This is a genomic window from Listeria sp. Marseille-Q6474 (assembly GCF_946902005.1).
Classification (GTDB): Bacteria; Bacillota; Bacilli; order Lactobacillales; family Listeriaceae; genus Listeria; species Listeria innocua.
Genome location: NZ_CAMPPS010000001.1, coordinates 1,986,468 through 2,002,634 on the forward strand (window position 1 = coordinate 1,986,468; position 16,167 = coordinate 2,002,634).

At 37.5% G+C, this 16,167-nt stretch carries 12 protein-coding genes; 11 read left to right on the plus strand and 1 reads right to left on the minus strand.

Annotation, left to right across the window (positions count from 1 at the left end; genetic code table 11):
• The first annotated feature begins 71 nt into the window (after positions 1–71).
• From OC533_RS09975 to OC533_RS09990, 4 genes are all read left to right on the plus strand, one after another.
• Entirely contained in the window at positions 72–521 is a 450-nt protein-coding gene (locus OC533_RS09975; protein ID WP_003723610.1) for a DUF1934 domain-containing protein, read from the plus strand.
• A complete protein-coding gene (gene argS, locus OC533_RS09980; RefSeq protein WP_185312103.1) occupies positions 518–2,188 on the plus strand; it encodes an arginine--tRNA ligase in 1,671 nt (556 codons plus the stop codon). Before OC533_RS09975 ends, argS begins: the two co-directional genes overlap by 4 nt.
• Positions 2,189–2,554: 366 nt before the next feature.
• Positions 2,555–3,091 carry a DNA-directed RNA polymerase subunit delta gene (gene rpoE / locus OC533_RS09985; RefSeq protein ID WP_003728401.1) on the plus strand — a complete coding sequence of 179 codons (537 nt, stop codon included), beginning with the start codon at positions 2,555–2,557 and terminating at the stop codon, positions 3,089–3,091.
• Positions 3,092–3,456: 365 nt separating this feature from the next.
• On the plus strand, positions 3,457–5,055 hold the full coding sequence (locus tag OC533_RS09990) for a CTP synthase (protein WP_010991341.1): 1,599 nt from the start codon (positions 3,457–3,459) through the stop codon (positions 5,053–5,055).
• 49 nt (positions 5,056–5,104) lie between these two features.
• Here the strand turns inward: OC533_RS09990 and OC533_RS09995 are convergent, their stop codons facing one another.
• The gene (locus OC533_RS09995) at positions 5,105–7,417 is read right to left on the minus strand and encodes a GW domain-containing glycosaminoglycan-binding protein (protein WP_194324083.1); all 2,313 of its coding nucleotides are present in this window, start codon (positions 7,415–7,417) and stop codon (positions 5,105–5,107) included.
• 315 nt (positions 7,418–7,732) lie between these two features.
• On the opposite strand from OC533_RS09995, the gene OC533_RS10000 reads away from it, so the two are divergent.
• From OC533_RS10000 to rho, 7 genes are all read left to right on the plus strand, one after another.
• On the plus strand, positions 7,733–8,653 hold the full coding sequence (locus OC533_RS10000; protein WP_194324081.1) for a diacylglycerol kinase family lipid kinase: 921 nt from the start codon (positions 7,733–7,735) through the stop codon (positions 8,651–8,653).
• Between the two features lie 168 nt (positions 8,654–8,821).
• On the plus strand, positions 8,822–9,676 hold the full coding sequence (gene fba, locus OC533_RS10005; RefSeq protein ID WP_262265252.1) for a class II fructose-1,6-bisphosphate aldolase: 855 nt from the start codon (positions 8,822–8,824) through the stop codon (positions 9,674–9,676).
• 322 nt (positions 9,677–9,998) lie between these two features.
• Positions 9,999–11,282, plus strand: a complete 1,284-nt coding sequence (locus OC533_RS10010; RefSeq protein WP_003764025.1) for a glycosyltransferase family 4 protein — start codon at positions 9,999–10,001, stop codon at positions 11,280–11,282.
• The gene (locus tag OC533_RS10015) at positions 11,275–12,300 is read left to right on the plus strand and encodes a glycosyltransferase family 4 protein (protein WP_194324079.1); all 1,026 of its coding nucleotides are present in this window, start codon (positions 11,275–11,277) and stop codon (positions 12,298–12,300) included. The genes OC533_RS10010 and OC533_RS10015 overlap by 8 nt, the downstream gene beginning before the upstream one ends.
• Before the next feature lie 4 nt (positions 12,301–12,304).
• Positions 12,305–13,378, plus strand: coding sequence for a YbhN family protein (locus tag OC533_RS10020; RefSeq protein ID WP_010991337.1), 1,074 nt, complete (start codon positions 12,305–12,307; stop codon positions 13,376–13,378).
• A 117-nt stretch (positions 13,379–13,495) separates the two neighbouring features.
• The gene (locus OC533_RS10025) at positions 13,496–14,767 is read left to right on the plus strand and encodes a UDP-N-acetylglucosamine 1-carboxyvinyltransferase (protein ID WP_010991336.1); all 1,272 of its coding nucleotides are present in this window, start codon (positions 13,496–13,498) and stop codon (positions 14,765–14,767) included.
• 113 nt (positions 14,768–14,880) lie between these two features.
• Complete coding sequence (rho, locus tag OC533_RS10030) at positions 14,881–16,152, plus strand: transcription termination factor Rho (RefSeq protein ID WP_003772265.1); 1,272 nt, start codon at positions 14,881–14,883, stop codon at positions 16,150–16,152.
• Positions 16,153–16,167 lie beyond the last annotated feature (15 nt).

The following is a 16,167-nucleotide window of genomic DNA, read 5'->3' on the forward strand; positions in this document are numbered from 1 at the left end:
GCTTTTCATGCTATTTTTCACTATAATATAATGCGTCTATTCTTCTGACCGGAAAGGGGTAAATAAGCGATATGACAGCCAATCAAATGGAACGAAAAAAAGTAACTATTCATATCACCAATGTCATCCGTCAGATGGATGCAGAAGAGAAATCCGATATGTCTGTTTCGGGTGTTTTCTACCGCGATAAAGGGAATCGCTATCTGCATTATGAGGAAAAACAATTAGCTGGAACGATTCGAACAGTGCTTAAAATTGCTGACAACGAGCTGCTTTTGATGAGAAGCGGTGCTGTAAATATGAGAATGCACTTTTTCCGAGATAATAGGAGAAGTACTGCTTCTGTTGATTCAGGGGCGGGGAAATTACAATTAGAATCAGAATTAGTATCAATGGAAGAACTATATGAAAATAAGCCAGATGTGCTTAGTGAAGTTGCATTTCAATATGATTTGCTTAGTCACGGCGAATACATCGGCTCATATACTGTTTTAATGAAAATAGAGGAGGACGCAGAATGAATGTCATGCAAGAGAACCAAATCAAACTAATTGAACATATCAAACAAGCAGTTGTTCAAGCGGTTGGTTTAGAAGAAACAGAAGTACCAGAAATTTTACTCGAAGTACCAAAAGACAAGAAGCATGGAGATTATTCGACTAATATTGCGATGCAGCTTGCTAGAGTTGCTAAGAAAGCGCCTCGTCAAATTGCCGAAAGTATCGTCCCTGAGCTAAAAAAAGATAACAAATTAATTAAAGAAGTAGAAATTGCTGGACCTGGTTTTATTAATTTTTATTTAGATAATGCTTACTTAACCGATTTAGTACCAGTCATTCTAACGGAAGATAAAAAGTACGGAGAGTCAGATTTTGGTAAGGGTGAAAAATTCCAAATTGAATTCGTTTCGGCTAATCCAACTGGCGACTTACACCTTGGACATGCCCGTGGAGCTGCAATTGGAGATTCTCTTGCAAACATTATGAAAATGGCCGGATTTGATGTTTCCAGAGAATATTATATTAATGATGCTGGAAATCAAATCAATAATTTAGTTCTTTCAGCAGAAGCGCGCTATTTTGAAGCGTTAGGCTTAGAAGCTGAATTTCCAGAAGATGGTTACCGCGGTTCAGATATTATCTCACTTGGGAAAGATTTAGCCGCTAAATACGGGGATAAATATGTGAATGCTAGCGAAGAAGAGCGCCGTTCCGTTTTCCGTGTGGATGCACTTGCATTTGAAACAGGAAAACTACGGGCTGACTTAGAAGAATTCCGTGTTTCTTTTGATGAATGGTTTTCAGAAACGTCATTATATGAAGAAAACAAAGTACTACCTGCCTTAGAACGTTTACGCGAAAACGGCTATATTTATGAGCAAGACGGAGCTACTTGGTTAAGAACAACTGATTTTGAAGATGATAAAGATCGAGTTTTAATCAAATCAGATGGTAGTTACACTTATTTCTTACCAGATATTGCTTATCATTTAAATAAATTAGAGCGTGGTTTCGATGTATTAATTGATATTTGGGGAGCGGATCATCACGGTTATATTCCGCGGATGCGTGCTGCGATTGAAGCGCTTGGTTACTCACCGAATCAATTAGAAGTAGAAATCATTCAGCTGGTTCACTTATTTGAAGACGGCGTGCAAGTTAAAATGAGTAAACGTACTGGTAAATCTGTTACAATGCGTGACTTAATTGAAGAAGTTGGTCTGGATGCGACGAGATATTTCTTTGCAATGCGTAGTTCTGATACTCATATGAACTTCGATATGAGTTTAGCAAAATCAACGTCCAATGATAATCCTGTTTATTATGTACAATATGCCCATGCGAGAATTTCTAGTATTTTACGTTCTGGCAAAGAGCAAGGCTTGGAAGTTTCAAAAGATGCTAATATGAGCCTTTTAGAAACTGAAGCAGAATATGACTTATTAAAAGTATTAGGTGAGTTCGCAGATGTTGTTGCTGAAGCCGCAGTAAAAAGAGCGCCACACCGTATCGTTCGCTACTTAAATGATTTAGCGACAGCATTCCACCGTTTTTATAATAGTAATAAAGTGCTCGATATGGATAACCTAGAAGTTACAAAAGCGAGACTAGCACTGATTAAAACAGCACAAATTACCCTTCGAAATGGTTTGACCCTTCTTGGTGTATCTGCACCAGAAAAAATGTGATATCCTAAAAATATAGGTTACTCGTTGACGTCATAACCAAAATGTACTAAAGTTAAAAGAAACATAGGTAATTGAAAAAAACGGGGAGAGCATATGATGAAGCGATTAATAATTTTGGCGCTGCTTTTCGTGTTTCTGTGCGTCGCAGTCTATATTCTCTACGACTTTCAACTTGGATCAATCCCAATTCTTTTAATGGCCATCCTATTCTTTTACATCGGATATAAAATAGTCAAGAAGAATTGATGTAATTAAGAAAATTTAGGTTGTACTTGCCAGAAATAACATGTAAAATAGTGAAGTTGGGCTGAACGAAAAAATAACAGCTAAATAAATTGGAATTACGATAGAAAGGGCGTGCCAGTTTTGGATTTAAAGAACTTAACGCAAGAAGAACGTAGTGAACTATCTTTAATTGATGTTGCACATTTTATTTTGGAACAGCGGAAAGAAACCATTCTTTTCCCTGAATTAGTGAAAGAGATTCAAGCGTTCCTAGGTTTGAAAGATGCAGAAATAAGGGAGCGTCTTGTTCAATTTTATACAGATATGAATATTGATGGTAACTTCATTTCACTAGGAAATAATACGTGGGGACTTCGTGCATGGTATCCAATGGATGCAATTGATGAGGAAGTTCAAACGCAAACAACTCCGAAGAAAAAACGTAAATCAGATGATGATGACGATGAAGATGAAGAAATCCTGGACGATGACGTGGACTACGATGATGAAGAAATCGTGGAAGAGCTTGGTGAAGAAGAAATCTCTCTTGCGGATGTCTTACTTGATGAAGACGAAGATGACGATGACCACTTGCCAGACGGTATCGAAGGCGATTTAGCTACAGTAGAAGATGATTATACTGATGGAGATTATACAGAAGACCCAGAAGATAAATAATAACTAAATGTTAATCAGATAGATGCGTCCATTTTTATGGAAAGCGTCTATCTGATTTTTTTTAACGTGTTTAATGGGTTGATGGCGGTTTCAAAAAATAAAGACTTGACTTCTATCGCTATCATTAGTAGTATTTTATTTGGGCTCCCTTTTATAGGGACGGATATTTATGAGAATCAGCGCTCCCTTACTTTTAAAAAGTAGGCGGAGTGTTTTTTATTTTGGTTTACAAAATACTTGAAATTGTGATTAGTACGCTAGCAAGATAATCACAATATTGTTTTATCTGGCAATTTCCCACCCCAGCAGGAAAATCGTCAGACCCTGCAAGTTTTTCATTTCAGGAAGGAGTAGATTTTTTTAACATGACAAAGTATATTTTCGTTACAGGTGGCGTAGTTTCGTCAATCGGAAAAGGAATCACAGCAGCATCGCTCGGACGTTTGCTGAAAAATCGTGGACTTAGTGTAACCATTCAAAAATTTGATCCATACATCAACGTGGATCCAGGAACAATGAGCCCATATCAACACGGGGAAGTTTATGTGACAGATGATGGCGCAGAAACAGACCTAGACCTTGGCCATTACGAACGTTTTATCGATATTAACTTAAATAAATACAGCAATGTAACAACTGGGAAAGTTTACTCAGAAGTTATTAAAAAAGAACGTCGCGGGGATTACTTAGGTGGAACAGTGCAAGTTATTCCACACATTACAAACGAATTAAAAGATCGTGTTTTCCGTGCAGCTCGCATGACCAATTCAGATATTATTATCACAGAAATTGGTGGAACTGTTGGAGACATCGAATCATTACCATTCTTAGAAGCAATTCGTCAAATTAAAAGTGATGTTGGTGCGGAAAACGTACTTTACATCCACACAACTTTAATTCCTTATATCAAAGCAGCTGGTGAAATGAAAACTAAACCAACTCAACATAGCGTTAAAGAACTTCGTAGCTTAGGAATTCAACCAAACATTATCGTTGTTCGTACAGAGCAACCAGTTTCTCAAGAAATGAAAGATAAGATTGCGCTATTTTGTGATATTAAAGCTTCAGAGGTTATTGAATCTCGTGATGAAGAAACACTTTATAACGTACCGCTTTCTTTACAAAAACAAAAAATGGATGATATTGTCCTAGAACACTTGCAATTAGAAGCACCGCAAGCTGAAATGACTGATTGGAAAAACTTAGTACACCGCGTGAAAAACCTATCCAAAAAAGTTCGTATCGGTCTAGTTGGTAAATATGTATCCTTACAAGATGCTTATCTTTCTGTAGCAGAAGCACTTCGTCATGCAGGATATGAGCACGATGCGGAAATCGAAATCGACTGGATTGATTCCGAAAAAGTAACAAAAGAAAATGTTGCTGAAATAATGAAAGACGTTGATGGTATTTTAGTTCCTGGTGGTTTTGGAGATCGTGCCATCGAAGGTAAAATTGCTGCTATCGAATATGCACGCGTAAATAAAGTGCCTTATTTTGGTATTTGTTTAGGTATGCAACTAGCAACAGTCGAATTTGCTCGTAACGTGCTTGGCCTTGAAGGAGCACATTCAGCAGAAATCGAACCAGAAACAAAACATAACATCATTGATTTATTACCAGAACAAAAAAATATCGAAAACATGGGTGGAACACTTCGTCTAGGACTGTATCCAGCACGTATTAAGCAGGGCACTAAAGCTGAGGCTGCTTATGGTACAACTCTTGTAGAAGAGCGTCACCGTCACCGTTATGAGTTTAATAACGAATATAGAGAACAAATGGAAGAAGCTGGCATGATTGTGTCTGCAACAAGCCCAGATGGCCGTCTAGTTGAAGTAGTTGAATTAGCTGATCATCCTTGGTTTGTCGCTTGTCAATATCACCCAGAATTCATTTCCCGTCCAAATCGTCCGCAAAGCTTGTTTAAAGATTTTGTTGGTGCTGCGCTTAATAACAAATAAGGTAATAAAAAAATCTCCCAGCCATTTATGGCTGGGAGATTTTTTATTATTATTTAGTAGCACTAAGGTTCGAAGCTTTTGTCCAACCAATAAAGGTGGAGCTTGTTCTTATTCGATACCAAAGTTGTCCTTCGACCGTTGCTTGTTTATCCACGGTGAGTTTTTGACCTTTGTAAGCAGCTAAAGTGCCCCATCTAACATCCGCATCTACAACAGGAACTTTGTAGTACGCTTCGTTTACTTTGTTCGCAATCACATAGCGAGTTAAATTAGTATCTTTCTCCATGCTTTGTTTGTAGAAGGTATCAAGTGCACGCGTGTCGACCCAACCGATTACTTTTCCATCAATACTAAATTGATACCAAGTAGTAATTACGGTTTTAGCTTCGCGCAGAATCCGCATGTTTTTGCCTTGGTAGACCGAAAGTTGATTAACAAGTTTAGAGCCTTCCGTTCTGTAAGGTTTCGTCCAAACAGCGTTGCCTGGAGCAGTTTTCACTCTAGCATAGGCTGTGACACCTTTATCATATTCGATTGCATCGAATGGAGGGGTAGTTGTTAAGTTTTCAGCTTTAGTCCAACCGATAAAAGTAGTGCTTGTTCTAACTCGGTACCAAAGTTGACCTTCAACAGTCGCTTGACTATCTACGGTTAACTTCTCATTTTTATAAGTTGCAAGTGTACCCCATTTGACATCTGAATCAGCTACTGGAACTTTGTAATAAGCTTCGCCTGTTTTATTGGCAGTGACATAACGAGTTAAATTAGTCGATTGCTCCATGCTTTGCTTATAGAATGTATCAAGTGCACGAGTATCGACCCAACCGATTACTTTTCCATCAATGCTAAATTGATACCAAGTAGTGATTGGTGTTTTAGCTTCGCGCAGGATACGCATGTTTTTGCCTTGATAGACCGAAAGTTGATTAACAAGTTTAGAACCTTCCGTTCTGTAAGGTTTCGTCCAAACAGCATTGCCTGGCGCCGTTTTTACTCTAGCATAGGCTGTGACACCCTTATCATATTCGATTTTATCAAATGGAGAGGTAGCTGTTAAGTTGGATGCTTTCGTCCAACCAATGAAGGTAGACCCAGCTTTTACACGGTACCAAAGTTGACCTTCCACAGTTGCTTGTTTATCGACGGTTAGTTTTTCGCTTTTATATGTGCCTATAGTGCCCCATTTGACATCTGCATCTACAACCGGAACTTTGTAGTACGCTTCACCTGTTTTGTTGGAAGCGACATAGCGAGTTAAATTAGCATCTTTCTCCATGCTTTGTTTGTAGAACGTATCAAGTGCACGAGTATCGACCCAACCAATTGTTTTGCCGTCGATGCTAAATTGATACCAAGTAGTGATTGGTGTTTTAGCTTCGCGCAGTATCCGCATGTTTTTGCCTTGGTAGACCGAAAGTTGATTAACAAGTTTAGAGCCTTCCGTTCTGTAAGGTCTTGTCCAAACAGCATTGCCTGGTGCTGTTTTTACTCTAGCGTAGGCTGTTACTGCTTTATCGTATTCGATTTTATCATAAGTAATTTTGCCGCTTTGAATTGCTTTGTATTTTTCATTAATCAACGTAACAAAACTGTTGAAATTATAGCCCCATTGGTTGAAATAACCTACAGGATCGGTATGTGTAGTTCCACCTAAATAGCGTGTAACTGCATCATGAGACCAAATTGTTCCTTTACCATCACTGTGCGCACTATCCACTGGAAGTTTATATTGATCCAATAGGTAGGCCGCATAATAAGCATAATTATTGATAGAGCGTGCAAATTCATCAAATGTCTTCGAACGAACTAATTCCACTTGGATAAAACGAGCGTTGGCATATTGACCTGCTCCCCATACCCCATTTTCAGTTGGGTGGATTTGAATGATACGAGATTTATCTACAAATGAATGAACGAATGCATTATTGTAGTTTCTGCTCATATAACTAATTTCGCCCTCAATAGTGGATGAATTATTTGCTGTTTCATGAATGACGACGCCTTCTGGTTTCCCGTAACCATTACGGTAATTAAATTTAGGGAATTGGCTTTTTAATTGTTTTTCAATGGAAGCTGTTGAAAATTTATTCGATTTAATATAGGCATTTACATCAGGATATCCTGTTGTGGCGCGAAGTAAAGATGTTGTCTTTAGTACGCTATTAGTTTCATCTTCAAAGCCGTCATGTTCTTCCGTAGCAGTTCCATCCCTAATGCCTTGGGGAATGTAAATAGATTGATCATCTACCTTTTGTACTGTTTCGATGGAAGAAGCACTTGCTTTCTCTGTAATCAAGGTAGCGGACGTGCCAATTAAAGCAAGGCCAGCAATAACAACTGCCGATTTTACTAATTTTTTCAAATTTTAAATCCTCTCCTAACTGCTATATTTATTGCTAATAAATAAAATTATTCTACATTAATTATGACAACACGTTAAGTGGTAGTCAATGGCTAAAAGCAACAATGAACCTAATTGCACATGTTTTTTAATGTAAAAGTAATATAATTAAAAAATGGGGCGAAAAATGTAATTTAAAACATGATGAAAGATGTATTTTGTAATAGGTATAAAGGCTCGTTTGGCGACTTGCTCCCACATCCAGTCAAACAAGTTGACATCGCCCATTTAAAATAGGAAACTAAACAATATCTAAAGGAAAGAGGGAGCAGCAATTTGCAGAAGAAAGCGATGATTATATATAACCCAGCAGCGGGGAAAAATAAATTCAGAAAATTACTTCCAGATGCCGAAAAAATTTTAACAAATGCGGATTTCGAAGTAACTTTAGTCCCGTCAACACCAGCGCCAAAAAGCACAACTTTAATCGCGAAACAAGCAGCAGAAGCAGGATATGAGGTAGTGATTGCAGCAGGTGGAGATGGGACTGTGAATGAAGTTGTTAACGGACTAATGCAAGTAGAGAAAAGACCAAAATTAGGTATCTTGCCAGTAGGTACAACAAACGATTACGCAAGAGCACTAAATTTTGCAAAAGATCCGCTAGAAGCGCTTCAAATAATAGCTAAGCAAGAAACAATCCGAGTAGATATTGGAAAAGCAAATGAGACGGAATTTTTTATTAATAATGCAGCAGGTGGACGAATTACGGAAATAACTTATGCCGTAAAAGAATCAATGAAGTCTAAATGGGGCAGACTTGCATATCTCTTTAGTGGATTAACCGTTCTTCCTAAGTTGTCCCCTGTTAACGTTGAAATAACTTACAATGAAGAAACTTTTAAAGGTGAGATATTACTATTTTTCGTAAATAAAACTAATTCTGTTGGCGGGATGGAAACGTTATGTCCACCAGCTCAATTAAATAGCGGTATGTTTGAGCTTTTAATTTTAAAGAAGGTTTCTCCTAAAAAATTATTCCAATTATTTGCTTCTATAAAAAAAGGGATACATCTAAATAGTCCTCATGTTATTCATGCCCGTACAAATAAAGTTACTATTAAAAGTGACGCAGATTTAAATGTAAGTTACGATGGGGTTTATGGTGGAAAAGCGCCTTATACGTTAGAGGTGATTCCAGAAGCGTTAGAAGTATTTGCTGATGAAAAAAGAATTTCAACCCGTCTTAGAGGCTAAAGCGTTTTCACCAGAAAATTTTCTAGTTTTTATGGTAAATTCATCACAAATCTGTTATCATAAGTTTGTTAGGGGAAAATAGCTGCCACTATTTTTCACGGCGGAAATTCAAATCTTAGGGGAAATCAAAAATGGTTTTCCTAAATTCCTGAGGGAGGAAATTGTATTATGCCTATCGTTAACATGACAGACATGCTGAAAAAAGCATTAGCTGGAAAATATGCTGTTGGTCAATTCAACATCAACAACCTTGAATGGACTCAAGCTATTTTGAAAGCTGCAGAAGCAGAAAAATCACCAGTTATTTTAGGAGTTTCTGAAGGAGCTGCTAAATACATGGGAGGATTCAAAACAGTTGTAAAAATGACTGAAGGACTTGTAGAAGACCTGAAAATCACTGTACCTGTTGCGATTCACCTTGACCATGGTTCAAGCTTTGATTCTTGTAAAGCAGCTATCGATGCAGGATTCTCTTCTGTAATGATCGACGGCTCTCACCACCCAATTGATGATAATATTGCAATGACTAAACAAGTTGTTGATTATGCGCATGCTAAAGGCGTATCTGTAGAAGCTGAAATTGGAACTGTTGGTGGAGATGAAGACGGCGTTACTGGTGGAATCAACTATGCTGATCCACAAGAATGTTTACGTGTTGTTAAAGAAGCTAACATTGATGCACTTGCTGCAGCATTAGGTTCTGTTCACGGTCCTTACCACGGCGAACCAGCTCTTGGTTTTGACGAAATGAAAGAAATCTCCGAACTTACAGGTGCTCCACTTGTACTTCATGGCGGTTCTGGAATTCCTGAACACCAAATTAAAAAAGCAATTGAACTTGGTCACAGCAAAATCAACGTTAACACTGAATGCCAAATCGTTTGGACTGCAGCTGTTCGCGAAAAATTAGCTACTGATGACAAAGTTTATGATCCACGTAAAGTAATCGGCCCTGGTGTGGACGCGATTATCAAAACTGTAACAGAAAAAATTCAAGAGTTTGGTTCTAACGGTAAAGCGTAAGACGAACTTTATGATGATATAAAAAATAACTGGTTAGAATCACTTGTTGATTTGGCCAGTTATTTTTTATGTAAAGTTTAAGTACTTATAGAAGGAAATTAATTATCGTTATCAAGATGAATATGGTATGATAACTATAGCTTTCGGTCAAAAGAAATCAAGATTTGTAATTTCCCGATTAAAAATCATGCTTCAGGCGCATGTTTTATCTAGATAAATGAGCCATAATGTAGTTAGTTATGTGATACGACTTACTATAGTTATGTTATAATAGTATATTAAATGATGAATGAACCAACGAGGAAGAGAGTAGGCGATAGTAATGAATATAGGGATTTTTACGGATACCTACAGTCCGCAAATTAGCGGTGTAGCTACATCGATAATGATTATGGAAAACGAACTAAGAAAACAAGGGCACACTGTATATATTTTTACAACGACGGATCCTAACGCTGATAGAGAAAGCGAAGAAGGACGTGTGTTTCGTTTACCTAGTATACCGTTTGTCTTTTTTCCAGAACGTCGCGTAGCAATTGCAGGAATGAATAAGTTTATTAAGCTAGTAGGTCGCTTAAATTTAGATATTATCCACACACATACAGAGTTTTCATTAGGTCTTTTGGGTAAGCGAATTGCTAAAAAATATAATATTCCATCTATCCATACCTACCATACAATGTATGTTGATTACTTGCACTATATTGCAAAAGGTAAAATTTTAACGCCTTCAATGGTTGGTAAAATGACAAAATCTTTTTGTGATAGCTATGATGCCATAATCACTCCAACTGCAAAAGTAAGACATCACTTAGAAGAGCAAGGCATTCATAAATTAATGTATACAGTTCCAACTGGTACAGATATTTCGTCATTTGCTCCGGTTGAAAAACAGCGAATTCTGGATTTGAAACAATCACTTGGAATTGAAGAAGATGATTCTGTTATTCTTTCGCTTGGAAGAATTGCTCATGAAAAAAATATCGATGCCATTATTAATGCGATGCCAGAAGTCCTTGAAACGAAACCTAATGCAAAACTAGTGATTGTTGGAGACGGGCCGGTACGCAAAGACTTAGAAAAATTAGTAGAAACCAAACAATTAGAAAATCATGTTATTTTCACAGGGGCAGTTGACTGGGAAAACATTAGTTTATATTATCAATTAGGTGATTTATTTGTTAGTGCTTCAACGACAGAAACACAAGGTTTAACTTACGCAGAAGCAATGGCGGCCTCGTTACCAGTTGTTGCAAAACGTGACGAAAGTATTGAAGGCTTTTTAGCAGATAAAGAAACAGCCTTTTTATTCGATAAAGACGAGGAACTAGCAAGCCTATTAATTAAAATATTTTCTGATAAAGAAATGGCGACTTTAGTAGCTACAAATGGAAGAGTAAAAGTAGAATCAATTTCCGCGGAACAATTTGGCATCAATGTTGAGTCTACATACAATGAGGTTCGCGAAATATACCGTGTAAAGCGACAAAACGGCACGATTAAAGTAAAGCCGACATTAATAAAAAGTAAAATTGCTTCTCAAGTATTTTCACTTTCGTCCTCTACGCACGTACAAAGGAAAGAGAGGTCATCGCGGCGTGATTAAGTTGACAATGCTATCTTCAGCAGAAAAAGTAAAAGGACAAGGTGTAGCATCAGCTTATCGCGAACTTGTGAATTTACTAGAAGAAAGATATACAAATGAGATTGATATGAAGATTAATAGTTTTGAGAAATCGGATATCACGCATTATCATACCGTTGATTTCCGTTTTTTTCTTTCGACCTTTTTTAAGAAGAAACGCGGAGTGCGAGTTGGTTATGTGCACTTTTTGCCAGAAACAATGGAAGGTAGTTTGAAATTACCTTGGATTGCTCGCGTTGTGTTTTATAAATATTTAATTAGTTTTTATAAGCGAATGGATGAAATAGTTGTTGTTAATCCCTCGTTCATTCCAAAATTAACTGCATATGACATCCCGGAAGAAAAAATCCATTATATACCTAATTTTGTCTCGAAAAAAACTTTTTTCCCAATTTCTACGGCAGAAAAAAAGCTTGCTCGTGAAAAATATGGAATTCCGGCTGATAAATTCACCGTAATTGGGATAGGGCAAGTTCAACATCGAAAAGGTGTACTCGACTTTATTGAAGTGGCAAAACAATTGCCGCATATCCAGTTCGTGTGGGCGGGAGGATTTTCTTTTGGGAAGATTACTTCGGGGTATGAAGAACTTAAGAAAATTTATGATAATCCGCCAGCAAATGTGAAATTTATTGGTATTATCGATCGTTCAGAAATGAATGCTTGTATTAATATGGCGGATTTATTCTTTATGCCATCGTATAATGAGCTGTTTCCTATGGCGATTTTAGAAGCAATGAGCGCGGATGTTCCTATATTGCTTCGAAATTTAGAATTATATGAAGAAATTTTAACTGGCTATTATGTAAAAGAAGTTGATAATCCTGGTTTTATACGGGCTATAGAACGCTTGGAACATGATACTGATTATTATAACGAAATGTTGCAAGCTGCTAAAGAGGGCGCAACCTATTATTCAGAAGATCGTTTGGCAAAAATATGGTTTGCCTTTTATCAAGGATTATTAACGAAGGAGTGAGCATATGAGTGGAGGCGCGAAGAAGAATCTATTTAATATAGCTATTGTACTGGCGATTAGTATCGGCTTCATTATTTGGCAATTTCAAGGCGTAGATATTTCCACATTCTTTGCTTCGATGTTAAAAGTCAATCCGTGGTGGCTTCTAGGTGCATTTGCGGCGATGTTTATTTATTGGTTTTTAGAAGCAGTCGTTTTACAAACCGCTTCAAAGCCTGCAAATAAAGACCAACGATTCTTTTCTTCTTTTCGGATAACGATGATTGGTCAATTTTTTAATACGATTACTCCGATGGCGACGGGTGGGCAACCGGCACAGCTCGTAATGTTAACAAAACAAGGCATGGATGCTGGACGAGGAAGTTCTGTGTTACTCGTGAAATTTATTATTTATCAAGCGATGGTTGTACTTAATTTTTTAGTTATTTTGATTTTCGGTATTCATTACTTGATGACAGGGGTAACGCAACTTAAATTTCTTGTTTTGCTTGGTTTTGGCGTCCACGTGGTAGTTATCGTAGCCTTAATTTTAGTCGGTAGAAGTCAGAAATTCACCACAAAATTAGTACATGTGCTATTACTTCCGACTAGATTATTTATGAAAAAAGAAAAAGTCGCGAATTTAAAAAATACACTAGACGAAAAAATTATTACTTTCCATGAAGAAAGTAGTCGGATTGGGAAAGATTGGAAATTAATTGTGCGCTGTTGTTTTTATACGACGCTCCAATTATGGATATATTTCTCAATACCTTTCTTCATTTTACAAGCAATTGGTGTAACTGGCATTGGGCTGTATATGGCGATTACTTATCACGCCTTTATTATTATGTTTGCTACTGTTATGCCAACTCCTGGAGGCGCAGGTGGTGCTGAGTATACATTTACGTTGTTGTTTGGTATGTTGCTTGGACCAGCAAAACTATTGATGGCGCTCGTTTTATGGCGAATTATTACCTATTATAGTTGCATTGTTTTTGGGGCAGGAGCCTTATTAATTAAAGACACAGCTTCTAAAAAAATTAAACCTCATATAGAAGCATTAACAAAAGCACCAGTAAAAAATATTTCGTCGTAATGAAAAGCTTGGAATGAACTGTTCCCGGCTTTTTTTTGAAGAAAGAATCTTGCAAAGTAAAACAATTTAATGGATAATGAAAAAGTATTACATGCTTCAGGAAAGAAGGGTACATTTGTGACGAATAAATTGATTATACAAGGTGGCAAAAAATTAGCCGGAACTTTGCAAGTAGACGGTGCAAAAAATAGCGCAGTTGCCTTGATTCCAGCTGCAATTTTAGCGGAATCTGAAGTAGTTTTAGAAGGTTTACCAGATATTTCAGATGTTTATACACTTTATGATATTTTAGAAGAACTTGGCGGCAGTGTCCGTTATGATAATAAAACAGCGGTAATTGATCCAGCAGATATGATTTCTATGCCACTTCCAACAGGAAATGTGAAGAAATTGCGTGCGTCTTATTACTTAATGGGAGCAATGCTAGGTCGGTTTAAAAAAGCAGTTATCGGGCTTCCAGGTGGCTGTTATTTAGGTCCGCGTCCAATTGATCAACACATTAAAGGTTTTGAAGCATTAGGCGCAAAAGTAACGAACGAACAAGGGGCTATTTATTTGCGGGCCGATGAATTAAAAGGAGCTCGTATTTACTTAGACGTTGTAAGTGTAGGCGCGACTATAAACATTATGTTAGCAGCTGTTCGTGCAAAAGGAAAAACGATTATTGAGAACGCTGCGAAAGAACCAGAAATTATTGATGTTGCAACGCTTCTTTCCAATATGGGAGCGATTATTAAAGGTGCTGGGACAGACACTATTCGAATCACTGGTGTGGAGCATCTTCATGGCTGCCATCATACAATTATCCCTGACCGAATTGAAGCAGGAACTTTTATGGTACTTGCCGCAGCATCGGGGAAAGGCGTACGAATTGAGAATGTTATCCCAACTCATTTAGAAGGAATTATCGCAAAAATGACAGAGATGGGAATTCCGATGGATATTGAAGAAGACGCTATTTTTGTTGGGGAAGTAGAAAAAATCAAAAAAGTAGATATTAAAACATATGCGTATCCAGGTTTTCCGACTGACTTGCAACAACCGTTAACCGCACTTTTAACCCGTGCAGAAGGCAGCAGCGTTGTTACCGACACGATTTACCCGAGCCGTTTTAAGCATATAGCTGAGATTGAGCGAATGGGCGGGAAGTTCAAGTTAGAAGGTCGATCGGCGGTTGTAAGTGGGCCTGTTAAACTCCAAGGTTCTAAAGTTACAGCAACTGATTTACGTGCCGGAGCTGCTCTAGTTATTGCAGGGCTTTTGGCGGAAGGAACAACAGAAATTCATGGTGTTGAACATATCGAACGCGGTTATAGTAAAATTATCGAAAAGCTTTCTGCAATTGGCGCTGATATTACTCGTAGCACTGCAGCAGAAACTAAATTATAAAAAAGAGAGGCTGAGCGAATCAGTTCGCTTCAGCCTGCCCTCGATTTCACCTCATTTTCCACTTATTCCTAAAAACTTATAAAATATTATTAACTCAAAAAGGTGGTACACATATGGCAAAACTGTCCATTGCATACTTAGAAAGTTTAACAATAAAAGATATTTACGCTTTGGCAAAAGAACATAAAATCGCATATTATAGCAAACTAACAAAAAGAGAACTTATTTTTGCTTTACTAAAATCAAATGCCGAAAAAGAAGGTTTCTTTTTTATGGAAGGCGTTTTAGAGATTATTCCGAATGAAGGTTTTGGTTTTTTACGGCCAATTAATTATTCTTCTAGTTCGGAAGATATTTATATTTCGGCTTCTCAAATTAGACGTTTTGAATTAAGGACTGGGGATAAGGTTTCTGGAAAAGTACGTCCTCCGAAAGAAAATGAACGCTATTTTGGCTTGCTACATGTGGAAGCAGTTAACGGTGAAAATCCGGAAGTAGCCAAAGAAAGAGTGCATTTTCCAGGACTTACTCCGCTTTATCCTGATCGTCAAATTCATTTGGAAACTGGAAAAATGCCAATTTCGACACGGACAATTGATTTGATTTCGCCAATTGGTTTTGGACAACGTGGGCTGATTGTAGCGCCACCAAAAGCAGGTAAGACTGTTTTATTAAAAGAAATTGCGAATGCGATTACAACTAATCATCCTGAGTCTGAACTGATCGTTTTACTAATAGATGAACGACCTGAAGAAGTAACTGATATTGAACGCTCTGTAAAAGCAGATGTTGTTAGCTCTACCTTTGATGAAGTTCCAGAAAATCATATTAAAGTAGCAGAATTAGTACTGGAACGTGCGATGCGTTTAGTAGAACAAAAACGAGATGTTGTTATTTTAATGGATAGTATTACTCGATTAGCAAGAGCATATAACCTTGTCATTCCGCCAAGTGGTCGTACACTTTCTGGTGGTATTGATCCAGCTGCTTTCCATCGTCCTAAACGCTTCTTTGGTGCAGCACGTAATATTGAGGAAGGCGGAAGTTTGACTATCCTTGCAACCGCACTAGTTGATACCGGTTCACGAATGGATGATGTTATTTACGAGGAATTCAAAGGTACTGGTAACATGGAATTACATCTTGACCGACAACTTGCTGAGCGCCGCGTCTTTCCTGCCATCGATATGCGCCGTTCTGGAACAAGAAAAGAAGAATTGCTATTATCTAAAGAACGCTTAGAACAACTTTGGAAAATTCGGAAGGCAATGCCAAAACAAAGTGATGGATTAGATATTTCAGAACGATTCGTCAGATACTTGAAAAAAACCGAAAACAATGAAGCGTTTTATGAATTATTACAAGAGGAAATGTTTAAAAAATAAACCAAACCTGTACTT